Origin of the sequence: Ruegeria sp. 6PALISEP08, assembly GCF_001238295.1 — a bacterium.
Lineage (GTDB): Bacteria > Pseudomonadota > Alphaproteobacteria > Rhodobacterales > Rhodobacteraceae > Ruegeria.
Window position 1 is genome coordinate 36,694 of record NZ_LGXZ01000007.1, and the last position, 22,687, is coordinate 59,380.

Sequence of the window (22,687 nt, forward strand, 5' to 3'; positions counted from 1 at the left end):
TTCGGCGCTTTGACGCGCATTGCACTTGTCCAATCCCATTCCATTCCCTATCTACGGCGTCGCACGTAAGACCGTTGGCATGAGCCGCTCTGCCGCATCCCGGCATCTGCTCTTTAGGCCCGGCAAAAATTAGGGTATCTGAACGTGCGCACCGTTTCACGATTTGGAGTACGCAATGATAACGCGCGCCTGGAAAAAATGGCGATCTGGCTATATGGGCCGCCTTGTGGGCGAAAGCTTTTATGCACAAGGCCCCTTATACGCCGTTGCGATGTTGGCGATGATCATGGTGGCCGTAACCACCGCCGGGTCCGCCTATATGATGGAATTCATCGTCGATGCCATGACCAGCCCCGAGCTTCGCGGATGGGCGCATGTGATAGCGCTGGCGGTTGTGCTGCTGTTTCTGACCAAGGCGATTGCTTCTTACATTCAGGCTAACTATCTTGCGCGCGCAGGCAACCGGATCGTGGCACAGCAGCAGGAAAAGGTTTACCGGAAACTGCTTCGGCACGGTGTTTCTTTCTTTTCTGCCAATGAATCTTCCGATCTGTTGATGCGCACAACCAACGGCGCGCAAGCAGCCCGCAACTTGATCGATGTTCTGGTTACCGGCTTTGTCCGCGACGCGCTGACGTTGGTCGGGCTGGTTGCGGTCATGCTTTATCAACAGCCTGTTTTGTCGGTGATGTTCTTTATCGTCGGCCCCATTGCCTTGCTGGGGGTGCGATATCTGCTCAAGAGTGTACGCTCGATCATGCAGGCCGAGTTCAAATCGTTGGCCGAGATCATTCGCGTGTTGCAGGAAACCTCGGCCGGTATCAAGGTCATCAAGGTCTTTTCGCTCGAAGACCGGATGATCGACCGGATGGAAACCGCCATCCGAAAAGTCGAGCAACGCTCGAACGATATCGCCAGACTTCAGGCTATCGCCAGCCCGTTGATGGAATTCCTGGCAGGTCTGGCCGTTGCTGGCGTCCTAATTGTCAGCACGATGGGCATCGCGGGCACGGAACAACCTACCGCCGGGCAACTGATGTCCTTTATCACCGCCCTGTTGATGGCTTATGAGCCGGCGAAGCGCCTGTCGCGAATGCGTGTCCAGATTGAATCAAATATGGTTGGTGTCGGCATGTTGTTTAGCCTGCTGGATCAGAAAGACACCATGGTGGAATCCCCCGACGCCCGTGACCTGACTGACGGACCGGGTCACATTGCCCTGCGCAACGTGACCTTTGGATATCAAGGTGCCGTACCGGTGATCGAAGACATGAATGTCTCTTTCGAAGCGGGCAAAACCACGGCGCTGGTCGGACAGTCCGGCGGCGGCAAGTCCACCTTGTTTGGGTTGATCATGCGGTTCTACGATCCTGATGAGGGCGTCGTCGAGATCGACGGTCAAGATCTGCGCGAAGTGAGCTTTTCTTCACTTCGTCGGAAAATATCGTTTGTTGGTCAGGACACATTCCTGTTCTCGGCCTCGATCCTAGACAACCTGCGATGCTCGGCCCCGGACGCAACCGAAGAAGAAATTATTGACGCGGCCAAAGCGGCTCATGCACATGACTTCATAATGGGTTTGCCCAAAGGCTACGACACACCGGTTGGCGAAAACGGTACTTTCCTGTCCGGCGGTCAAAAACAGAGGATTGCTATTGCCCGCGCCATTCTGCGCAATGCTGAGATCCTGCTGTTGGACGAAGCGACAAGCGCGCTGGATGCGGAATCGGAATCGCTCGTCAAAAAAGCTCTGGATGCCTTGACTCAGAACGTGACCGTCATCGTCATCGCTCACCGTTTGTCGACGGTATTGGAGGCCGACAAGATTATCGTGGTTCAGGATGGCGCAATCGTGGAACAGGGTAATCTGGACGAGTTGATGAAGAAAAGCGGAAGCTTCCGCGCCCTGTTCGATCAACAGTTCAAGCACCACACTCCTACATCTGAAGTCGCGGGATAACCGCGACTTCAATTCGCTGGCTTACTCTGTTTGACCAAGTACGCAGTACCCGAACCTTTGGCAATTTATCCGACAATAGTGATTGGGTCGGGTTGCCCTGCCTGCGGGCACTGTGGTGGTCTGTACATTGATGGATGGATTTGCCATCACGGCAAAAACACTCGATCTTTTCCTGATGCCTGATGACAATGGTTGGTTGCTCCGAAATCGGAAAACGGAACCAATCAAGGCTTTTGGTGGTCATATTCTGAGAACGGTTTGTCAGATCTGAAAGGTATTCGCCCAACATCAGGATTTGCGCGAAAAGGAAAACCAATGACCTGACTTGACCGGTGTCGGTTTCAGCAAATTGAAATGTGTTGGAACGCGTGTCGGCTCACGCCCCGAACCCAGAACTGCGAAACCAGGCGAGGGCACCCTCGCCTGGTATCTTTTTTGCCTCAGGCAGCCAGATCGAACCGGTCGTTGTTCATGATCTTGGTCCAGGCCGCCACAAAGTCGCGCACAAACTTTTCGGCATTGTCATCCTGTGCGTATACCTCGGCATAACCACGCAGGATCGAGTTCGAGCCGAAGACCAGATCAGCGCTGGTCGCAGTGAACTTGACCTCGCCCGATGCACGGTCACGCAGTTCATAGGTGCCGCCGTCGACAGGTTGCCAGCTCAGCGACATATCCGTCAGGTTGACGAAGAAGTCGGTGGTCAGCTGACCCACGCGGTCAGTGAAGACACCATGTGCCGATCCGCTGTGGTTGGCACCCAGCACACGCAGGCCACCGACCAGAACGGTCATCTCAGAGGCGGTCAGTCCCAGCAGTTGCGCGCGGTCCAGCATCATCGCTTCTGGCGATACGGCGTATTCCTTCAGCTGCCAGTTGCGGAACCCATCGGCCAGCGGCTCAAGGACCGAGAAGCTGTCGACGTCGGTCTGCTCGTCAGTCGCATCACCACGACCGGTCGAGAACGGAACCGCCACGTCATAACCTGCGGCCTTGATCGACTGCTCCAGTCCAACGTTACCCGCCAGAACGATCACATCGGCAACAGAGGCACCGGTTTCTGCTGCAATCGGCTCCAGCACACCCAGTACTTTTGCCAGACGCTCGGGTTCATTCCCCGCCCAGTCCTTCTGCGGTGCCAGACGGATGCGCCCGCCATTTGCGCCACCGCGTTTGTCCGAACCACGGAAAGTGCGGGCACTGTCCCAAGCGGTGTTGATCATCTCGACGGCGGTAAGGCCGCTCTCTGCGATCTTTGCTTTGACGGCCTCGACATTATAGCCAGTCGAACCTGCTGGGATCGGATCCTGCCAGACCAACTCTTCCGCAGGAACATCCGGGCCATAGTAGTTGACGCGCGGACCCATGTCGCGGTGGGTTAGCTTGAACCATGCGCGGGCAAAGGTATCGGCGAAATAGTCTGGGTCAGCCATGAACTTCTGACAGATCGCGTTGTATGTCGGATCGATCTTCATTGCCATGTCCGCATCTGTCATGAGCGGCATACGACGGACCGAAGGATCAGTCGGATCGACCGGCTTTTCATCTTCCGGCATATCGACAGGTTGCCACTGATTGGCACCCGCGGGTGATTTGCCCAACTCCCATTCATAACCGAAGAGATAGTCGAAGAAGCCCATATCGAACTTGGTCGGGTGCTTTGTCCAAGCGCCTTCGATACCAGAAGTAAAGGCATTGGTCGCTTTGCCGTCTTGGTCGGGGTTGTCCCATCCCAGACCCTGACCGGTCACCGGGCAGGCTTCGGGCTCAGCGCCGATATGGTCGCCTGCCATCGCACCATGTGCTTTGCCGACCGTGTGACCACCGCAGGTCAGTGCCGCAGTCTCTTCGTCGTTCATCGCCATGCGGGCAAATGTTTCGCGTATATGCAGCGCGGTCCTTGCCGGATCTGGGTTGCCGTTCACTCCCTCGGGGTTCACATAGATCAGACCCATATGCACCGCACCCAGCGGGTTTTCCAGCGTACCCGGAGTTTCCAGATCGCCATACCGGTTCTCGGACGGGGCCAGCCACTGGTTTTCCGAACCCCAGTAAACGTCTTTCTCCGGCCCCCAGATATCTTCGCGACCAAAGCCGAAGCCAAAGGTTTTCAGACCCATGGACTCATAGGCAACAGTCCCTGACAGAACGATCAGGTCCGCCCAGGACAACGCGTTGCCATATTTCTTTTTCACCGGCCACAACAGACGGCGGGCTTTATCCAGGCTGGCGTTGTCTGGCCACGAGTTCAGCGGAGCAAACCGGATGTTGCCCGATCCCGCGCCACCACGACCATCGCCCAAGCGGTAAGACCCGGCCGAGTGCCACGCCAAACGGATCATCAGGCCACCATAGTGACCCCAGTCGGCCGGCCACCAGTCCTGGCTGTCGGTCAACAGTGCTTCGACATCGGCGCGTACGGCTTTGAAATCCAGTCCCTTGACCGCTTCACGATGGTTGTAATCCGCATCCATCGGGTTGGTGCGTGTGTCGTGCTGGCTCAGAATGTCAAGGTTCAGCGCATCGGGCCACCATTTGGTGACAGAATTGCCCGTTCCTGTATTGCCACCATGCATGACAGGGCAGCCGCCGGATTGATGATTGTGGGGGTTACCGTCCATTGTAAATCTCCTGAGTATTTACCTAGGGGTTCAGATGCCTTGACTCGTACCCGACCCAATCGATAAATGGAAATTTGTAATTACTATCATTGCGATTAGTTTTTCATATGAAAGCACTGACCCTAAAACACTTGCGTTACTTCGAAGCCCTTGCCACCCATGGTCACTTTGGTAAGGCTGCAGCGGCAAGCGCAATTTCGCAACCGGCACTTTCCATTCAAATCAAAGAGCTGGAAGCCATCATGGGCGGCCCATTGGTCGAACGCGCTGCACGTGAAACCCGCCTGACCGCCCTTGGCGAAGATGTGTTGAAACACAGCCGCGAAATCCTGACGCGGGTCGAGGATCTGGGAAATTTGGTGCAGTCCCCCTCCGGGCCCTTGTCAGGCCGCTTAAGGATCGGTGTGATTCCCACAGTAGCACCTTATCTACTGCCCTCGATTATCAAGGCGATGACCCAGCGGTTTCCGCAGCTGACAATAGAACCCAAAGAGACCATCACCGAATCCGTGATCCGAGAAATTCTTGAGGCACGGCTGGATGTCGGTGTCGTCGCTCTGCCCGTCTCGGAACCCAGTCTTCGGGAGTTTTCGCTGTTTAACGAAGACTTCTTGCTGGTACGACCAGCGCGGGATGCCGGCCTGCCGATGCCAAGTTCGTCGCAACTCAGAACAATGCGGTTGTTGTTGCTGGAAGAAGGCCACTGTTTCCGGGATCAGGCCCTGTCTTTCTGTTCGATCCGCAATATCGAACCGCAGCATATTATGGAGGGCAGCTCGCTCTCTACCCTCGTACAGATGGTTGGGGCCGGGATTGGCGTCACTCTGATCCCCGAGATGGCGGTCGGATTGGAAACCCGATCCGCCGACGTCACAATCGCCCGCTTTCAGGACACCCCGCCTACACGAACGATTGGCCTGATCTGGCGAAAGACCAACCCGCTGAGTGAAAAATTACTCAAGATCGGCGCGATCATCCGTAAAACCGCGGAAAAGAACAATCTGAACGCGGGGCACGGCGATCAGACAGCAGTCTATTGAACCGCGATCACACCCAATGCAGCTGGCGTTGCCGGATCATTACAATTCACTCTCACTCGGAAAACACGTCAAAAGCCTTAAGCGCTTTGGCGCTGTAGGCATAAGACGGGCCGCCGCCCATGTACGTCGCCATGGCCAGCGCCTCGCACATTTCTTCTCGTGTGGCACCCAGCCGAACCAGAGAGCGCACGTGAAACCCAATGCAGCTGTCGCATCGGGTGGCAATGGCTATACCCAGGGCCATAAATTCCTTGGTCTTTTCGCTCAACACACCATCCGTTTTAGCGGCCTTGCCCATGATGCCAAAACCGCGAACGGTTTCCGGTACTTCCTGCGAGAATGTTCCGATATTGGCCTCAGTCTCGGCCATGAAATCTTTCCAGTCCATTTGTCTGCTCCTTATCCTCGTTCGTCCGCGCCCATGCGTCGCTCAAGCCAACGCACCCCAGCGCTGATGATCAAAACCAGGATCAGATATTCGAAAATCAGCAAAGTGTATATTTCCAGCGGGCGGTATTCCGTCACCACCAATTCGTTTGCACGGCGAGTCAGTTCCTGCATCCCGATGACGCTGGCAAAAGCGCTCATCTTGACGATGTAAATGAACTGGTTTGCCAAAGGCGGCAGAATACGCCGGATCGCCTGTGGCAGGATCACATAGCGCATGGTCTGCACATAGTTCAGCCCGATGGTCTGCGCCGCTTCGCGCTGACCGCGTGCGATGGATTGAATGCCTGCCCGGTATATCTCGGCGGTGAACGCACTGTCCGAAATCGCCAGCGTGATGATTGCGCCCCAGAATGGGTCAATCGGGACACTCATTCCCATTGACTGGAACACGATGGGCAAACCGTAAAAGACCCAGAACAGCATAGGCAGCAGTGGAATGGCCCGGACAAATTCCACATAAACCCTGTTGACCAGCCTCCAGCCGCGTTTCTCGGACAGCCCCGGCAAAGCCACCATCAACCCCACGACAATTGACAGAACCGCCGCAATCAACGAGATCTGAATCGTCGCCCACATGCCCGAGATCAGGAATTTCACATTGATCCAGCCCGATGCCGTGGTCGGATTAATCACATACCAGCCCCAAGTCTGGGAAGACGAACAACCCGCCAGCAAAAGCAGGGACGATATCAGAAGAATTTTTTTCATCGGCCCCTCTCAGTGCTGCAGAATCTGCGACAGGAATTTGCGACACCGCTCGGATTGCGGGTTGGTGAAGAAATGTTCGGGCTTGCCCTCTTCGACGATCTCACCGGCGTCCATGAAAATCATCTTATCGGCTACCTTTCGGGCAAAACCCATCTCATGCGTGACGACCACCATGGTCATGCCCTCATTGGCCAACGCGACCATCACGTCCAACACTTCCGAGATCATCTCGGGGTCCAGTGCCGAGGTTGGCTCGTCGAACAACAGAACACGCGGCTCCATGCACAGGGATCGCGCAATGGCAACGCGTTGTTGTTGGCCGCCAGACAGTTGAACGGGCTTTTTGTCTGCCTGATCTGGAATATGCACGCGTTCCAGATAATGACGTGCTTTTTCCTCGGCCTCTTTACGGCTCAGACCCCGCGCCTTGATCGGGCCCAACGTCAGATTTTCCAGCACGGTCAAATGCGGGAACAGGTTGAATTGTTGAAACACCATTCCAACTTCGGACCGTATGGTCGCGGCAGATTTTGCGTCATTCGTCAGCTCGACTCCGTCTACGCGGATGGTGCCTTTCTGGTGTTTTTCCAACTGGTTGATACACCGAACAACAGTGGACTTACCTGACCCCGAAGGGCCACAGATCACCACCTTTTCGCCGCTGTTGACCGTCAGGTTTATATCCTTGAGTACGTGAAACGTGTCGAACCACTTGTTCACACCCACAAGTTCGATTGCGGCGTCTGGCATAAGCTGGTCTGTCCCTGTTTTGGTCAAGTTGTAATATTTTCTTGAGGTTATCTTTCTCTTTCGGGTTAAATCAATGATGAACACGGCGACAAGACAGAAACACCACCAACAGGAGAAACCAATGAACACTTTTTTGAAAGCAGCGGCTGCAGCTGCGCTTGGGCTGGTACTGTCGGGGGCCGCACATGCGCAATCCGCGCTCAACGAGATTCTGGATTCCGGCGTGCTCAAGGTGGGCACCACCGGTGACTGGAACCCCATGTCGCTGCGCGACCCCGCCACCAATAGCTATAAAGGCTATGACATCGACATCATGAACGAACTGGCCACCGATCTGGGGGTTGAGGTCGAATATGTACCCACCGACTGGAAAACGCTGGTCAATGGCGTGGTGGCTGGCAAGTACCACCTGACCGGTTCGGCCTCGATCTCTCCGCCGCGCATGAAGGTTGCCGGTTTCTCAGACAGCTACATCGCGGTGGAACTGTTCCCCTATACGACCAAAGACAAAGCGGACAATTTCGACGGCTACGACTCTATCAACCAACCGGGCGTCACAGTTGCCACCACGTTGGGCACCACGTTTGAAAAGCGCGTACGTGAATGGTTTCCAAATGCCGAGATCAAAGTGGTCGAAGCCCCGGCCCGCGGTTTTCAAGAGGTGATCGCCGGGCGCGCGGATGTGTTCATCACGTCGAATATCGAAGGATCGACCCTAGAGGTGAAATTCCCAGTGGTCCGTGTCAAGAATGCCGGCCCTCGGTCGCCGTCGCCTATTGCAATGATCCTGCCGCAGGGCGATCAGGTCTGGATCAATTACGTGAACAACTGGATCGAAGTAAAAAAAGCGCAGGGTTTCTTTGAAGCGAACCGCGAGAAATGGGGCCTCTGACAGGTTTCAGACACCACTTGCAATTCAACGCTCGGTCCAAAAGACCGGGCGTTTTCAATTGGGGTTTAACCTGCAGTTTACTCACTGCGCCAGGTGTTTCGTGCTCAGTAAGGCGGTGGGCTCAGACCCGCCTGGAACCACTTGATGAATGAAACGATCGAGAACACCGGCAACCCGGTCGCCTGCTGAATATCGGACGCATAGGGACACATATTCGTGCATTCCAGCACGATCGCACCCAAGTCAGGGTTGTCCGCAACCAACGCCAACGCAGCCTGAACATTGTCTTCGCGCGCTTTCCCAACATCCAAGCTTAGTTCGTTTCCAAGGATCACGCGAGTGAATTCCTGCCCGCCTTCGGTTGTTCCAATAGGTGTATCCAATGGCACGTTAGCAGCCAGCAGATGGTCTTTGGTCAGGGTAGAGGCGGAAATGGTCAAAACCCCGGCGCGCTTTCCCGCAGGCAGAATGCAGTTCACCATCTCGACCTGCATCAAGGAGGACGTGGCCACCGGAACCGGGACGGCTTCGGCCAGTTCTTTCTGGAACAAGGACAGAAAGCCGCAATTGGTGGTTATTCCGTCCACACCATCCCGCACCAGATCCCGCGCCGCATCAATATAGGCATCAAGCATCCCCTCGGCCCGGTGCCGAACCACCCGATCCGGCGAAGCATCACGGACAATGCGATAGAGAACCGGAAACGGCCAGGTCAACGCATTGCCCATATCCCCGGGGATTCTCGGGAACCGGGCATCCAGCATCAAAATACCGACGGATGCGCCATAGATGGATTTTCCGCCCTGCGTGATCATCCCTCGACCTCCTCGATTATTCGCGCCGAGACGTCTTCGGATCCTTCCATATAGATGCTGGTGATCCCATGACGCACGGCGTCCTGCACCTGATCCATGCGCTTGGCGATATGAACACCCAGAACTCGCGCGGCCTCATCCGCGTTCCGTTCGATCAACGCCTGCATAACGCGCTTATGTTCATCCTTTGAACGGTGCACCCGGTCCATACTCATTGAAATCCAACGGATATAGCGGATCCGCTCGTTGATCCGCGTCAGGGTCCGCAAGAGCTCCATGTTGCCCGACAGATTTGCAATCCCAAGGTGAAACGCCTCGTCCCGGCTGACGGCTTCCTCGACGGTCAGGCCGCTGATGTCGATGCCCGTTGAATAAAGCTCATCCTTCAGCATCTGCAGGTCTTCATCCGACGCTTTGGCGCAGGCCGCACGAGCGGCAGCAGTTTCAATAATCTGGCGCAGTTCGAACAGGTCAAACACGCTTTGTGCATCCAACGGACGGCAGAAAAATCCCTGTCCCGGGCGGAAATCAAACAGCCGTTCGGCGACGAGGCGGTTCAACGCCTCGCGCAATGGAGTCCGGCTGACGCCCAGATCCTTGGACAGGGCAACTTCGTTCAGACGATCCCCGGGCCGCAGTCGGAACGAGACCGCCATCGCCTTAACCTGATCATAAATGTCATCGACGCGTGGACCCGCCATAAACCCTGCCTTTCCTCTTACGAGTCACAGGTGCCACACGCAGAACTTGAAATCAATATACAAAATTGTATACAGATCTGCGTACAGATTGGAATCAAGGGACTCGCGGATCATGACAGGGACGAATTATCTGACCGGAGCAGAGGCAATGGTGCGTATGCTCGAAGCACATGGCGTGAAACACATGTTTGGTCTGTGCGGCGACACAACATTGCCGTTCTATGACGCTCTGTCGCGCATGGATCACGGTATTCAGCACTTTCTGACCCGGGACGAACGGCACGCAGCCTATATGGCGGATGGCTATGCGCGCGTGACAGGAAAGCCTGGTGTCTGCGAGGGCCCCTCGGGCGGTGGCGCGACTTACATCCTGCCTGGCGTTGTTGAAGCCAACGAAAGCTCGGTTCCGATACTGGCGATTACCTCGGACGTCGCGACAACCAGCCGGGGCAAATACCCTTTGACCGAGTTGGACCAGCCCGCCCTGTTCAAATCATTGGCCAAGTGGAACGCCTCTCTGGACGACGCCGCGCGGCTTCCGGCCATGGTGCGGGCCGCCTTCCGGGCAATGACAACAGGCACGCCGGGCGCCACGCATCTGGCTTTGCCCTTCGACACGCAGAAAGCACCAGTAGACGAGGCTGAAATCTGGGCGGATGAAAGGCATCGCAGTTATCCTGCCGAGCGCGCTGCACCGGACATGGATGCGGTCGAAGCGGCGGCGGACATTCTGGCACGGGCCAAATCCGCTGTTGCGGTCTGCGGTGGCGGGCCAGTCCTGTCCGGAGCCTTTGACGCCTTGAGGCAGGTCGCCGGCCTGTTGGATATGCCCATTGCCACGACCGTATCCGGCCAAGGCTCTGTCGCTGAAACCGACCCGCTGTCTTTGGGCGTTGTCGGGTCGAACGGCGGCGTCCCCGCGACACGCGCCGTTGTCGATCAGGCGGATGTTGTCCTGTTCATTGGATGCCGCGCCGGTTCGGTCACAACCGAACGGTGGAGAAGCCCCGGGCGCGATGCAACGATTATTCACATCGACAGCGATCCAATGGTTATTGGTGCAAACTACCAGACCGAAGTGGCAATCTGTGCAGACGCCCGCCTGGCGCTGGAAGCTCTGGCCCGTGCACTGGAGGGTCGGCAGGACCTGAACCTGCAAGGAGGGGCGGAAAAGGCCCGCGCAGCGTGGGATGCCAAACTGGCGGCCTTTGCGCCCTTGGCCGCAAGCCGCGAAATGCCGATCCGGCCCGAAACTGTCATGGCTGCGTTAATGGATATTCTGGATGACGACGCGATAGTTGTTGCTGATCCCGGCACCCCCTGCCCCTATTTCAGTGCACACTACCGTTGGCAGAAACCGGGGCGGCATTTCATCACCAATCGAGCCCACGGCGCGCTTGGCTATTCGTTAGGTGCGGCGATGGGTGCGCATGTCGGGCGCCCGTCGGTCAAGACCCTCGCTGTCATGGGTGACGGTTCGTTTGGTTTCACCTGCGGTGAGTTCGAAACGATGGTGCGGCACAAGATGCCGATCACCTCGATCGTCTTTTCGAACTCGGTCTTCGGCTGGATCAAGGCGGGTCAGGATGCGGGCTTTGGCCAAAGATTCTACAACGTTGACTTCGACCGCACGGACCATGCCGCGGTGGCGTCTGCCTTTGGTGTAAAATCATGGACGGTCAAAGACCCCGAAGACCTGCCAAACATCTTGAAGCAGGCCATCGAACATGACGGTCCCACCTTGGTCGACATCCATTCACAACAGCTTCACGACGCGGCCGCGCCCGTTTCCGAGTGGGTAGCGTAAGAGGCTATTGACGGGGTCAGTTGCTCCAGAAACTCCTGAGCGATCCTGGACAGGGGGCGACTTTTGGCCGTGATGATTGCAAGCTCCAGCATGACCGCTGGTTTGAAAGGGCGGGTCTGATACCCGCTCTCTTCATCGAAGGTAACGGTAAAGGGGTCGATCATGGCGACCCCCATGCCTTGCTTCACGAAGCTAAGCAGGTTTTCAGACAAGTGCGTGTGAATCTGCGTGCGCCATACGCGCCCGGCACGCTGGAAAATGTCTCGGGTTTTTCGGTGCGTCTGATGCTCCGGCCCCATGACGATAAAAGGCTCGTTTTCCATAGTTTCCGGCGTCAGAACGTCATACGCCGCCAACGGGCTGTTTTCAGGGAAGGTCGCCAGCGTTTCGAACTGAAACACCTGGTAGTTCAGCGTGTCGTGCAGGATCGGCATCTCAACGATGCCGATCTCAAATAGGCCAGATGTCACCCACTCCTGAATCTTCGACGAATATTGCGACTGAAAGCTGACGGACAGGTTCGGACGGCTTTCGGCAAACCGCGCGATCTCTCGAGGCATGAAGCCAAAAGACAACAGGTGCGGGGCAGCAACCTGTAACTGACCGGGATGCTTGTTCTGCAGATCCGTCACCGCTTGGGCAACGTGATCCAACCCACGCACTACAGTGTCGACCTCATGGTACAACAGTTCGGCTTCCGGGGTGGGCAGCAAACGGCCCTTGTTGCGCTCAAACAGAGGCAATCGCGCCTCTCGTTCCAACTGTGCCAAAAGGTTGCTGATGCCGGGTTGCGAGATCCCAAGAACCGACGCCGCCCCCGTCACGGTTCCGGTTTCCATGATGGCGTGAAAGGCTTGAAGCTGGCGAAAACGCAATGACATCGGCAATATATCATTTTTTATGATGAACTGTCGAAGATATAGTATTTGAAATGATATGCTGGTCAAGGCAGGCTTCCGTTTATCCACAGGGGGCCGAATGAGCGATCTGTCACAGAAAATCACGGGCTATGACCTATGGCACCTAAAGCTGCCGGTAAACTCGCGGCGGGATCACGGCATTGGATCTGTGGAAGGCGTTTGTGAGGTTGTCATCTTGCGGCTGACATCCGAGGACGGCACTCAAGGATTTGGCGAAGCCTCACCGTGGTCGGTGTTCACTGGCACCCCAGAGGCGACCTTTGCCGCGTTGGATCGATATCTGCGCCCGCTTGTTTTGAATGCGCGTGTCGGTGATAGATCCGCGATCATGGCGCGCGCGGCTTATGCCGTGGCGCATTGCACAGAAGCCAAAGCGGCGCTGGAATCCGCGCTTTTGGATCTTGCGGGCCGGATCAGCTCCGTTCCGGTCTGGTCTTTGCTGGGCGGCAAGTTCCGGGATACGATCCCGCTCAGTTGCTCCATCGCCAATCCGGACTTCGCGCAGGATATCGACCTGTTGGCAAGGTTGCACGACGATGGTGTCCGGATCGTGAAACTCAAAACCGGGTTCAAGGATCACGCCTTTGACATCATGCGGCTGGAATACCTCGCTCAGAACTGCCCCGAGTTTTCGGTGCGTGTGGATTATAATCAGGGACTTAAAATCGAAGATGCCCCGGCACAGGTCCGAGACGTCGCCCGATTCGATCCCGATTTCATCGAGCAGCCCGTGCGCGCCCACCACTACGGCATGATGTCCAAGCTGAGGCAAATGACAGATGTTCCGCTATTGGCAGACGAGAGCGTGTTTGGCCCTGAAGACATGGAGCGCGCGGCACGCGAGGGGATTTGCGATGGTGTTTCCGTCAAGATCATGAAGTCCGGCAGCCTGACGCGCGGTCAGACCGTAGCGCGCATTGCGGCTGCACACGGTCTGACCGCCTATGGCGGCGATATGTTCGAGGCTGGGCTTGCCCATTTGGCGGGCACGCACATGATTGCCGCGACACCGGAAATCACTCTGGGCTGCGAGTTCTATCAGGCGTCGTATTTCCTGAAAGAAGACATTTTGGAAGAACCGTTCCAGGTCAGTAAGGGACAGGTCTGCGTTCCCGACGGCCCCGGTCTTGGCGGCAAGCCCGACTTGAGCAAACTGAACCACTACGCAGTGTCCAAGGCGGTGGCCGCGTGAGTGAGAAGAAGACCATAGCCATCATCGGGGCCGGAATTGTCGGTGTATCCGCTGCAGTCTGGCTACAGCGCGATGGCCATGACGTGATTCTGATCGATAAGGCCGGGCCGGGCGAAGGAACTTCGCATGGCAATGGCGGAGTTTTAGCGTCCTGCTCTATCATACCCGTGACGGTTCCGGGGTTGCTCGGCAAAGCACCCAAGATGCTTTTAAGCCCTTCTCAGCCACTGTTCCTGAAATGGGGATACCTACCAAAGCTGCTGCCGTGGCTCAGGCAGTACTTGAGCCACGCAAATGCCGCAGATGTTGAACGGATCGCTGCGGCCCTGACGCCCATCGTGGGCGACAGCCTGAACGACCACAAGGCTTTGGCTGCAGGAACCGGCGCCGAGAAATGGATCGTCCCCAGCGACTATCTGTTCCTTTATGAAAACCGCGCCCATTTCGAAAGCGATGCCTTTGGCTGGAGCATTCGGCGCAAGTACGGTTTCGCGTGGGAAGAATTGGAAGGCAAGGCGTTCCACGATTACGACCCCGTATTCAGCCCGGATATCGGATTTGCGGCCAAGCTATCAGACCATGGCCATATCACCGATCCGGGGCGGTATGTGAAAGATCTAGCTGCGCATGTTGAAGATCAGGGAGGTCGGATCATCCGTGCCAATGTCGAGGATGTTACGCGCGAAAATGGCAGCGTCACAGGCGTGCGCGCGGACGGTGAGACCATTGCGTGCGACACAGCCATTGTAACGGCTGGCGTTTGGTCGGGACCATTGGCAAAACGATTGGGGGTTTCTGTTCCTCTTGAAAGCGAACGTGGGTATCATCTTGAATTGGTGGAGCCTTCCGCAATGCCACGCAGCCCGGTCATGGTCGCCTCAGGTAAGTTTGTTGCCACACCCATGGATGGGCGCATACGCTTGGCGGGAATTGTAGAGTTCGGAGGGTTGGATGCACCGCCCTCACGCGCACCGTTTGAATTGATGCGCAAAAATGCCCGGGCGGCTTTTCCGGGCATAACATGGAAGGAGGAAGTGGAATGGATGGGGCACAGGCCCGCCCCGGCTGACTCGATCCCGATCATTGGCGACGTGCCCGGTATCCAAGGTGCTTACATGGGCTTCGGACACCATCACATTGGCCTGACAGGCGGGCCAAAAACTGGACGTCTTCTGGCGCAGATGATCGCAGGCAGAACCCCGAACGCGGATGTGAGCGTTTACGCGCCGTCGCGCTACACGACATAAGAACAAGCTGATGAAAAACATCGGTATTCTAAAACTCAATAGGGAGAAAACGATGAAAAAACTGACAAATCTTCTGGCAGCGACAGCTTTGACCACAGCTGCAGCAGCACCGGCCATGGCCGAAAAATGGGACATGCCAATGGCCTATTCGGCGTCGAACTTCCATTCGGCAACAGGCGCTGAGTTCGCAAAATGCGTGACAACCGGTACAGGTGGCGAGATCGAAATCGTTACGCACCCTTCCGGCTCGTTGTTCAAAGGTGCCGATATCAAACGCGCGATCCAGACCGGGCAGGCCCCGATTGGTGAGCGCCTTTTATCCGGTCACCAGAACGAAAATGCGCTGTTCGGGTTTGACTCCATCCCGTTCCTGGCAACGTCGTTCGACGATAGCGCCAAACTTTGGGAAGCTGCCAAGCCATCTATCGAAAAAGTGCTGGCCGAACAGAACCTAACGTTGCTGTATGCGGTGCCGTGGCCGCCTCAGGGCCTGTATTTCAAGGACGAAGTGACTTCTGTCGCCGATATGAAGGGCATTAAGTTCCGCTCGTATAACAACGCTACATCGCGGTTGGCTGAATTGACCGGGATGCTGCCCGTGACCATCGAGGCTGCGGAAATCAGTCAGGCTTTTGCCACCGGTGTTGCAGATTCTATGATTTCTTCGGGTTCGACCGGCTACGACCGCAAGGTCTGGGAAAGCCTGAAGTACTTCTACGAGGTCGATGCCTGGCTTCCGCGCAACTACGTGATGGTGAACTCGGACGTCTGGTCGGGCGTTTCAGACGCTAGCAAAAACGTCATTAAGGGGTGCGCCGAGTTAGCCGAGTATGCAGGGAACTGGCGCGCCAAGGAATATACTGGTTTCACTCTGCAGGGTTTGCGGGATGGCGGTATGACGGTTGGTCCGGCATCCGACCAAATGGTGCAGGAATTGAAAGAGATCGGCGTGACCATGACCAATGAATGGCTGGAAGCAGCCGGTGACGAAGGCAAGGCCATCGTCGAAACGTTCAACGCGTCTCAGTAACCTTTCGAATTGGGCGGCGGTTCATCCTGCCGCCTTTTTCGCATCCAATCAAAACACAGCGGGGACAGCATGGCGGTATTGCGAGGGCTTCGGTCCGTACTGGACTTTATCTATCAGGCGGCGGGGGTACTTGCGGCTCTCAGCCTCATTGCGATCCTGCTGTTGATCGTCGTGCAGATGCTGGCCCGCTGGACCGGTGAGGTGTTCCCCGGAGCACCCGACTATGCAGGTTATGCCATGGCCGCCGCGTCCTTTCTGGCCTTTGCCAATGCGCTGAACCGAGGCAGCCACATTCGCGTTTCAATCCTTCTGAACGCGGTGCCCGACAGTGTCCGTCGCATATTGGAAGTCTGGTGTTTTGCAATCGCCACAGCCGTCATGTGGTATTTTTGCTGGTACGCTTACCGCTTTGTCTATTGGAGCTGGAAGTTCAACGACATCAGCCAGGGACAGGACAAAACTGCCCTTTGGATCCCGCAATCTGCAATGTTGATCGGTGCTATCATCCTTGCCATCGCCCTGACCGACCACCTGATCCACGTGCTGTTCAAGGGCGACCACCGCATCACCCGCGATCTGGCCGACCAGAGCCACGGAGAGTAAGCCTATGGAAAACCTCTCTGTCATTATCCTCTTTCTGTTTGTTCTCTTCACCTTGCTGGGCACCGGCGTTTGGGTTGGTTTGGCCCTGATGGGTGTTGCCTGGGTCGGGATGGAGCTGTTCACTACCCGCCCCGTCGGGGATGTTATGATCACCACCATCTGGTCGGCATCGTCGTCATGGACCCTGACCGCACTGCCCATGTTCATCTGGATGGGCGAAATCCTGTACCGAACGCGATTATCCGAAGACATGTTCAAGGGCTTATCCCCATGGATGGCTCCTTTGCCTGGCGGGCTGGTACACACAAATATCGTTGGATGTACGGTATTCGCGGCCGTCTCGGGCTCCTCAGCGGCCACGCTGACAACGGTTGGAAAGATGTCGATCCCTGAGCTGCGTAAGCGCAATTACCCCGAGCGGATGATCATCGGGACATTGACCGGGGCCGCCACACTTGGGCTGATGATCCCGCCCTCACTGACCCTGATCGTATACGGCGTGACGATCAATGAATCCATAACCAAGCTGTTCTTCGCCGGAATTCTGCCGGGTCTGGTACTGGCGTCGATGTTCATGGGTTACGTAGCTATCTATTCCAAGCTCGGTAAGGATTGGAGCCCCGATACCGAAACCAAACTGAGCTTTTCCGAGAAAATCAAAAACTCGCGTTTTCTGCTGCCTGTAATACTGCTGATCATGGTGGTCATTGGGTCAATGTATCTGGGGTATGCCACCGCGACCGAGGCCGCAGCATTTGGGGTCATCGGCGGGCTGCTATTGGCGGCGGGTCAGGGATCGCTAACCTGGAAAACCTTTACCGAAAGCCTGATGGGAGCCACGCGCACCAGCGCGATGATTGCCCTCATTCTGGCGGGCGCGGCCTTCCTTTCGTTGTCCATGGGCTTTACCGGCCTGCCGCGTGGCCTGGCCGATTTGATTGCCGGATGGGAGCTAACCCGGTTTGAACTGCTCATGGTGCTGCTGGTCTTCTACATCATTCTGGGCTGTTTTCTGGACGGCATTTCTTCGGTCGTGCTGACCATGGCCGTGGTCGAACCCATGATCCGCGACGCCGGGATCGACCTGATCTGGTTCGGTATCTTCATCGTTGTCGTTGTTGAGATGGCACAGATCACGCCCCCGATCGGGTTCAATCTGTTCGTCATGCAGGGCATGACCAACCACGAGATGAGCTACATCGCACGGGCGGCCATTCCGATGTTCCTGATCATGGTGCTGATGGTCTTTATCCTGATCTGGTTCCCCGATCTCGCGACTTGGTTGCCCGAGAACCTGCGACAAACCTCTGGAGGGTAGATAAGCTTTGAACCCGCTTCATCTGGCGGCGCGTCAAGGTCCATTTGTACTGATCAGTGGTCTGGTCGCAGGTCTGCTGCTGCCGGCCTTGGCTGAACCGATGCGGGGCCTGCTTCCGCCCCTGGTTGTACTGTTGCTCTTCGTCACCGTGCTGAGGATGGACCCAGAAGCGATCTTAGGATCGCTGAGTGACCTGCCCAAAGTGGTAGTCACGATCGTTGGGTTTCAGCTCGTGATTCCGATGATCCTGTTGGGAATAGGATATGTCGGAGGGTGGATCGGAACGCCAGTCCTTCTGTCCTTGCTGATCATGGCCGCGGCCCCTTCCATAGCAGGCAGTCCGAATATGTGCATGATGATGGGGCACGCACCAGAGCACGCTATGCGGCTAATGGTGGTTGGCACAGCCCTGTTGCCCCTGACGGCACTGCCCGTTTTCCTGCTCATGCCCGAGTTGGGTGACATTCAATCTGTTTTGTGGGTGGGTTTGCGCTTGTCGCTGACAATCTTGTGCGCAACCGGAGCAGCCATTTTCGTAAGGCGCAAAGTGCTGCGAAATCCTTCGCAAGCCATGCTTTTGAACTTGGAAGGATTGGGCGCAATCACTCTGGCCGTTTTTGTTATCGGATTGATGCCTGCAGTCAGTGCCATGGCGTTGAAAGACCCCGCCACTGCCCTGTTTTGGATCGTACTCGCGTGCCTGGCCAATTTTGGCAGTCAGATCATAGTGTTTTTTCTGACGTCCGGCAGGCTACCGCAGCCAAAGGCCACGGCCATGTCGCTTATCGCAGGCAACCGGAACATCGCCCTTTTCTTTGTAGCGTTGCCAATTGACGTGACCGCACCCGTCATGGCCTTTATCGGGGCCTATCAGATTCCAATGTATCTGACTCCAATGGTCATGCAGCGTTTTTACAGAAAGAAAAATCCCGCGTCCGACTGGTGAAAAAGCGTCGAAGTTAGCACCAAACCGGGTAATCATTTGTGTTAACACTTATGCCGCCAGCTTCGGATTGCATCCGGTTTTTGACAGTTTCGCAAACAAGGGCTACGCCCCGCACCGAAAATCGGTACAGGGCGGGTTTCTTGCAATGATCAGTCGCAGGCCGCGGTAACGATCATCTCAACCTTCAGAATATCGCGGGCCAGCTTCGCCTCGCCACAGGCGCGGGCAGGCGCGTGGCCTTCGGGCGCCCAAGCGTCCCAGACGGCGTTCATTTCAGCAAAATCCGCCATATCTGACAGCCAGATCACACATTGCAAGATACGCGTCTTGTCACTGCCAGCTTTCTCCAGCAGGTCCTCGACTTTGGCAAGGATGTCGCGGGTCTGATCAGCCACCGTGGCGGCATCCGAAACCTGACCGCACAGATAGGCGGTTCCGTTATGCTTGACGATGCGGCTCATGCGCTGGCCGGTTTCGATGCGGGTAATGGTCACGGCTGGTAACTCCTGTCGCGGGTGGGTTGTTCCAAACGGGCGATAGAGCGAAACAACCCGAACTGCCAGCCCCGATATTCAGGAATATCAACACTTCCCGGACGGTGGTGTCAGTCTCGCCGGATCGGCAGTGCGCATATGCTGAGTAGTCAACTCGTTTGCGGCGTTTTGAACAGGTCTTTGCGCAGGGTCATCAAAGCGCCGGGGTCGATCTTTGCCTGAATAACAGTGGTTTCATTCGACGCGATGGCTTGCTCCAGCGCTGGCCCCATGTCACCCGGGCCATCGACCCAGATACCTTGGCCACCGCACAGCTCTGCGAATTTGTCAAAGCGGGGCGAGCGGATTTCGGCACCCAGTAACCGACCACCGTAAAACTCCTGCTGATAGGCTTTCTCGGCCCCCCATGCTTCATTATCCAAAACAACAATCGTGATCGGAAGGTTGTTCTGAATAGCCGTCTGAATTTCGATCATCGTATAGCCGACGGCGCCATCTCCCATGAGGGCTATGACGGGGCGATCCGGTGCTGCCGCCTTGGCCCCGATTGCGGCGGCAAGGCCAAAGCCGACAAGGCCGAAGTCCAAGGGTGTGATCAAAGACATCGGCGCATAATGTGCCAGCCGGTCGGCGGCCTGCAGACACGTGTTGCCGGTGTCCAGTGTTACGATGGCGTCTTCCGGAAGCGTGTCGCGGATTTCGGCCAGCGCTCGGCGTGGGTGCATGGGCAAGCTCTCAAGAGCTGCCTCAGCGGTGCGCTCGGCTGCGAGGTCGTCCATATCGGCACGAAAGGCCGCGCGCCAGGGATCACAGTTTGGCCGGGGCGCAATATCGGCCAGAGCTTCGGCTGTCAGGCGGGCGTCGCCTTGCGCTGCGATTTCGGCCGGGAAGTACCGGCCAACCGCTGCGCCTTCGATATCGACATGGGCGATCCGGGTGTCGGCTCCGACATAATCGTTGGAATGAAAGGTCGAGTTGAACCCAAGCCGGGCACCAAGCACCACCATGACATCTGCATCGCGAGTCAGCCTGCTGGCGACCACGTTACCACGTGGGCCAGCCTGCCCCGCAAACCACGGGTGCCCGTGGGGCATGACGTCGGCATGACCGGTTGAGGCGACGACCGGTACTTCAAGTTTTTCGGCCAGCGCCATGAGGGCATCACGCCCTGCCCCCCATTTGAATCCCCCACCGGCAAAAATCACCGGCCTTTGGGCCTCTGACAACAGCTTTGCAATGGCGGCTATGTCCGAGGGCGCGGCAGGACCCGCGCGCGCAATATTCACTGGAGCAGGCTCAAAGGCCGGTATGCCTGCGGCGAACAAGTCACGCGGGACATGCAGCACCACTGGACCACGCCGGCCTGTATTTGCCAACCGGATGGCGTCTTCAAGCATCGGTGCAAGCCTCGCAGGGTCTGTCACCATGACCGAGCGTTTGGAAATGGGCGCAAACAGCGCGACTTGATCGATTTCCTGAAACGTGTCCTTGCATTGATCGGCGCGAGTGATCGCTCCGGCAATCACAACAAGCGGTGAATAGGCCAGTTGCGCCTCGGCCACTGCAGTCACAATGTTGACCACGCCGGGCCCGGCCTGTGCCCCCAGAACCACACCAGGTTTACCCGTCATCCGCGCCCAGGCATCGGCCATATGACCCGCAGCACGTTCGTCGCGCGCGCCCACATAGGCGATCTGACCGCCCTGATACATGGCGTCGTAGAGCTCGAGCATTGAACCGCCCAACAATCCAAAAACGGTATCGATGCCGTTGGTTTTCAGAACGCGATAGACGGCTTCTCCGCCATTTATGGTGGTCATGTTCAGTCTCCGGAAATTTGGCGTTCAATCTGGCGGGCAAAGCGCAGCAGCCGTTCGTCCGATCCTTTCGGGCCGGTGATGTGAAGACCCACAGGCATACCGTCCGAAGACTGGCCCATGGGGATAGAAACCGATGGAAGCTCCATCGTGGGTGTCAGAGTGACTGTGCGCCAGTCCTCGGTGATTTCGCTGTCGCGCAGGTCAGCGCTGAACGGCATACCAGTGGCGGTGGGCCAAAGGGCAAAATCATAGCGGGTGAAAAACGTGACAACCGAGTCCCAGACTTGACGGCGCGTCGTTTGATAGGCGATCAGATCAGACAGGCTTTGCCCTTCACCCTGTGCGCAGGCGGTGCGGTAGCTCTCGCCTGCCAATGACATGTCTGGATTCAGAGCAGCGCGCATTTGCAAGGCGCATTGGCCCCGAATGATGTTGTTATGTGCAAGCAGCGGGGTAAGGTCCGGGGCCATGTCTTCATCGACGAGCCAACCCAGATCGCGGCACAGATCAGCAACCGGGGCCAAAGCCGCCTTTACCGAAGGATCAACACTGGCCCCAAAGGGCGCCAGGCTCAACGCCGCGCGTCCGACCGTCAGCGGGATGTCCAACGCGGCGGGGTCCGGGTAACTGCCGGTAAAACCAAGGGGCTGGTTGGGCGTCGGCCCCTGCATCACGCTGAGCATCAAAGCGAGGTCTGAGACGGTGCGCGCCATTGGGCATGGAACGGACAACCCGTCGAAAGGGGCCGGGTTCGGATCCATAGGCACCAAACCCGATGTGGGGCGCATACCGACCACACCACACCATGCGGCAGGTGTACGGGCACTGCCCCCAAGATCCGAGCCATCAGCAAGCGCGACCATGTTGGCGGCCAGCGCGGCCGCGGCGCCACCAGAGCTACCCGCGACCGTCTTTTCAGGGTTTAGCGGGTTGCGCGTCGTGCCTGCTAAAAAGTTCGTGGTTTGACCGGAAAAAGTGAACTCGGGCGTGTTTGTTTTGCCAACAATAATGGCACCAGCCGCCCGCAGGCGCGCCACGTGGAGCGCGTCTTTTGTAGGGACATGTTCGGAAAAGCTTTTTGACCCGTGCGTGGTTCGCAGACCGGCGGTCTCAAAGCAATCCTTGATCGCGATGGGCAGCCCATGCAGCGGTCCGGCAAACTGCCCGCGCACAGCCATCTTGTCCAATTCATCGGCCCGAGCACTTGCGGCGTCCCAGTCCAACGTGACAAAAGCGTTCACCCCGGCTGTGTCGTCTTCGACACGGGTACGGTACGCGTCAAGAACTTCATCACTACTCAGGGTTTGGGCGCGCAGATCGGTCGCAAGGTCGGTCGCCGATTTCTCAATGATATTTGTTCGTTGCAGCAAGTG

Annotated in this window: 20 protein-coding genes; 10 read left to right on the forward strand and 10 right to left on the reverse strand. The window is 56.9% G+C overall.

Translation table 11 applies throughout. The features are described from left to right. Positions 1 to 175 precede the first annotated feature (175 nt). Positions 176 to 1,960: an ABC transporter ATP-binding protein gene (locus ALB80_RS11830; RefSeq protein WP_050604280.1), complete on the forward strand. Its 1,785-nt coding sequence runs from the start codon at positions 176 to 178 to the stop codon at positions 1,958 to 1,960. A gap of 440 nt (positions 1,961 to 2,400) precedes the next feature. On the opposite strand, the gene katG is transcribed toward ALB80_RS11830, so the two are convergent. After that, the gene (katG, locus tag ALB80_RS11835; protein WP_050604281.1) at positions 2,401 to 4,581 is read right to left on the reverse strand and encodes a catalase/peroxidase HPI; all 2,181 of its coding nucleotides are present in this window, start codon (positions 4,579 to 4,581) and stop codon (positions 2,401 to 2,403) included. Between the two features lie 107 nt (positions 4,582 to 4,688). On the opposite strand from katG, the gene ALB80_RS11840 reads away from it, so the two are divergent. Continuing rightward, positions 4,689 to 5,621, forward strand: a complete 933-nt coding sequence (locus ALB80_RS11840; RefSeq protein ID WP_050604282.1) for a hydrogen peroxide-inducible genes activator — start codon at positions 4,689 to 4,691, stop codon at positions 5,619 to 5,621. A 52-nt stretch (positions 5,622 to 5,673) separates the two neighbouring features. Here ALB80_RS11840 and ALB80_RS11845 read toward each other — a convergent pair whose 3' ends face one another. Genes ALB80_RS11845 through ALB80_RS11855 form a run of 3 tightly spaced genes read right to left on the reverse strand, consistent with a single transcriptional unit; the run spans position 5,674 to position 7,529 of the window. Continuing rightward, a complete protein-coding gene (locus tag ALB80_RS11845) occupies positions 5,674 to 6,009 on the reverse strand; it encodes a carboxymuconolactone decarboxylase family protein (RefSeq protein WP_050604283.1) in 336 nt (111 codons plus the stop codon). An 11-nt stretch (positions 6,010 to 6,020) separates the two neighbouring features. Continuing rightward, positions 6,021 to 6,779, reverse strand: coding sequence for an amino acid ABC transporter permease (locus ALB80_RS11850; RefSeq protein ID WP_050604284.1), 759 nt, complete (start codon positions 6,777 to 6,779; stop codon positions 6,021 to 6,023). Between the two features lie 9 nt (positions 6,780 to 6,788). Further along, positions 6,789 to 7,529 (reverse strand): amino acid ABC transporter ATP-binding protein, encoded by a 741-nt coding sequence (locus tag ALB80_RS11855; protein WP_050604285.1) that lies wholly within the window; start codon positions 7,527 to 7,529, stop codon positions 6,789 to 6,791. A gap of 121 nt (positions 7,530 to 7,650) precedes the next feature. Here ALB80_RS11855 and ALB80_RS11860 point away from each other — a divergent pair, with 121 nt between their 5' ends. After that, complete coding sequence (locus ALB80_RS11860; protein ID WP_050604286.1) at positions 7,651 to 8,421, forward strand: transporter substrate-binding domain-containing protein; 771 nt, start codon at positions 7,651 to 7,653, stop codon at positions 8,419 to 8,421. A gap of 104 nt (positions 8,422 to 8,525) precedes the next feature. Here ALB80_RS11860 and ALB80_RS11865 read toward each other — a convergent pair whose 3' ends face one another. Next, positions 8,526 to 9,236, reverse strand: coding sequence for an aspartate/glutamate racemase family protein (locus tag ALB80_RS11865; protein ID WP_050604287.1), 711 nt, complete (start codon positions 9,234 to 9,236; stop codon positions 8,526 to 8,528). Further along, positions 9,233 to 9,937 carry a GntR family transcriptional regulator gene (locus ALB80_RS11870; RefSeq protein WP_050604288.1) on the reverse strand — a complete coding sequence of 235 codons (705 nt, stop codon included), beginning with the start codon at positions 9,935 to 9,937 and terminating at the stop codon, positions 9,233 to 9,235. Before ALB80_RS11870 ends, ALB80_RS11865 begins: the two co-directional genes overlap by 4 nt. A 112-nt stretch (positions 9,938 to 10,049) precedes the next feature. Between ALB80_RS11870 and ALB80_RS11875 the strand changes: the two genes are divergently transcribed. Then, on the forward strand, positions 10,050 to 11,744 hold the full coding sequence (locus ALB80_RS11875) for a thiamine pyrophosphate-binding protein (protein WP_050604289.1): 1,695 nt from the start codon (positions 10,050 to 10,052) through the stop codon (positions 11,742 to 11,744). Here ALB80_RS11875 and ALB80_RS11880 read toward each other — a convergent pair. Beyond that, on the reverse strand, positions 11,705 to 12,625 hold the full coding sequence (locus tag ALB80_RS11880; RefSeq protein WP_050604290.1) for a LysR family transcriptional regulator: 921 nt from the start codon (positions 12,623 to 12,625) through the stop codon (positions 11,705 to 11,707). The genes ALB80_RS11875 and ALB80_RS11880 overlap by 40 nt on opposite strands. Before the next feature lie 97 nt (positions 12,626 to 12,722). On the opposite strand from ALB80_RS11880, the gene ALB80_RS11885 reads away from it, so the two are divergent. The 6 genes from ALB80_RS11885 to ALB80_RS11910 all read left to right on the forward strand — a co-directional run bounded on the left by ALB80_RS11885 (position 12,723) and on the right by ALB80_RS11910 (position 19,000). Further along, positions 12,723 to 13,856, forward strand: a complete 1,134-nt coding sequence (locus ALB80_RS11885) for an enolase C-terminal domain-like protein (protein ID WP_050604491.1) — start codon at positions 12,723 to 12,725, stop codon at positions 13,854 to 13,856. Beyond that, entirely contained in the window at positions 13,853 to 15,103 is a 1,251-nt protein-coding gene (locus tag ALB80_RS11890) for an FAD-binding oxidoreductase (RefSeq protein WP_050604291.1), read from the forward strand. Before ALB80_RS11885 ends, ALB80_RS11890 begins: the two co-directional genes overlap by 4 nt. A gap of 52 nt (positions 15,104 to 15,155) precedes the next feature. Next, positions 15,156 to 16,133 carry a TRAP transporter substrate-binding protein gene (locus ALB80_RS11895; RefSeq protein WP_050604292.1) on the forward strand — a complete coding sequence of 326 codons (978 nt, stop codon included), beginning with the start codon at positions 15,156 to 15,158 and terminating at the stop codon, positions 16,131 to 16,133. Positions 16,134 to 16,202: 69 nt separating this feature from the next. Continuing rightward, positions 16,203 to 16,736, forward strand: coding sequence for a TRAP transporter small permease (locus ALB80_RS11900; protein ID WP_050604293.1), 534 nt, complete (start codon positions 16,203 to 16,205; stop codon positions 16,734 to 16,736). Positions 16,737 to 16,740: 4 nt separating this feature from the next. Next, a complete protein-coding gene (locus ALB80_RS11905) occupies positions 16,741 to 18,054 on the forward strand; it encodes a TRAP transporter large permease (RefSeq protein ID WP_050604294.1) in 1,314 nt (437 codons plus the stop codon). A gap of 7 nt (positions 18,055 to 18,061) precedes the next feature. Beyond that, positions 18,062 to 19,000, forward strand: coding sequence for a hypothetical protein (locus ALB80_RS11910; RefSeq protein WP_050604295.1), 939 nt, complete (start codon positions 18,062 to 18,064; stop codon positions 18,998 to 19,000). A 149-nt stretch (positions 19,001 to 19,149) separates the two neighbouring features. Here the strand turns inward: ALB80_RS11910 and ALB80_RS11915 are convergent, their stop codons facing one another. The 3 genes from ALB80_RS11915 to ALB80_RS11925 form a co-directional block, all read right to left on the reverse strand. After that, positions 19,150 to 19,494, reverse strand: a complete 345-nt coding sequence (locus ALB80_RS11915; RefSeq protein ID WP_050604296.1) for a RidA family protein — start codon at positions 19,492 to 19,494, stop codon at positions 19,150 to 19,152. 149 nt (positions 19,495 to 19,643) lie between these two features. Beyond that, positions 19,644 to 21,314 (reverse strand): thiamine pyrophosphate-binding protein, encoded by a 1,671-nt coding sequence (locus ALB80_RS11920; RefSeq protein ID WP_050604297.1) that lies wholly within the window; start codon positions 21,312 to 21,314, stop codon positions 19,644 to 19,646. Between the two features lie 2 nt (positions 21,315 to 21,316). After that, positions 21,317 to 22,684, reverse strand: coding sequence for an amidase (locus ALB80_RS11925; protein ID WP_050604298.1), 1,368 nt, complete (start codon positions 22,682 to 22,684; stop codon positions 21,317 to 21,319). Positions 22,685 to 22,687: the final 3 nt, after the last annotated feature.

Coding starts and splice junctions, on each gene's coding strand:
- ALB80_RS11830 (WP_050604280.1), top strand. CDS start 176: ATGATAACGCGCGCCTGGAAAAAATGGCGATCTGGCTATATGGGCCGC.
- katG (WP_050604281.1), bottom strand. CDS start 4,581: ATGGACGGTAACCCCCACAATCATCAATCCGGCGGCTGCCCTGTCATG.
- ALB80_RS11840 (WP_050604282.1), top strand. CDS start 4,689: ATGAAAGCACTGACCCTAAAACACTTGCGTTACTTCGAAGCCCTTGCC.
- ALB80_RS11845 (WP_050604283.1), bottom strand. CDS start 6,009: ATGGACTGGAAAGATTTCATGGCCGAGACTGAGGCCAATATCGGAACA.
- ALB80_RS11850 (WP_050604284.1), bottom strand. CDS start 6,779: ATGAAAAAAATTCTTCTGATATCGTCCCTGCTTTTGCTGGCGGGTTGT.
- ALB80_RS11855 (WP_050604285.1), bottom strand. CDS start 7,529: ATGCCAGACGCCGCAATCGAACTTGTGGGTGTGAACAAGTGGTTCGAC.
- ALB80_RS11860 (WP_050604286.1), top strand. CDS start 7,651: ATGAACACTTTTTTGAAAGCAGCGGCTGCAGCTGCGCTTGGGCTGGTA.
- ALB80_RS11865 (WP_050604287.1), bottom strand. CDS start 9,236: ATGATCACGCAGGGCGGAAAATCCATCTATGGCGCATCCGTCGGTATT.
- ALB80_RS11870 (WP_050604288.1), bottom strand. CDS start 9,937: ATGGCGGGTCCACGCGTCGATGACATTTATGATCAGGTTAAGGCGATG.
- ALB80_RS11875 (WP_050604289.1), top strand. CDS start 10,050: ATGACAGGGACGAATTATCTGACCGGAGCAGAGGCAATGGTGCGTATG.
- ALB80_RS11880 (WP_050604290.1), bottom strand. CDS start 12,625: ATGTCATTGCGTTTTCGCCAGCTTCAAGCCTTTCACGCCATCATGGAA.
- ALB80_RS11885 (WP_050604491.1), top strand. CDS start 12,723: ATGAGCGATCTGTCACAGAAAATCACGGGCTATGACCTATGGCACCTA.
- ALB80_RS11895 (WP_050604292.1), top strand. CDS start 15,156: ATGAAAAAACTGACAAATCTTCTGGCAGCGACAGCTTTGACCACAGCT.
- ALB80_RS11900 (WP_050604293.1), top strand. CDS start 16,203: ATGGCGGTATTGCGAGGGCTTCGGTCCGTACTGGACTTTATCTATCAG.
- ALB80_RS11905 (WP_050604294.1), top strand. CDS start 16,741: ATGGAAAACCTCTCTGTCATTATCCTCTTTCTGTTTGTTCTCTTCACC.
- ALB80_RS11920 (WP_050604297.1), bottom strand. CDS start 21,314: ATGACCACCATAAATGGCGGAGAAGCCGTCTATCGCGTTCTGAAAACC.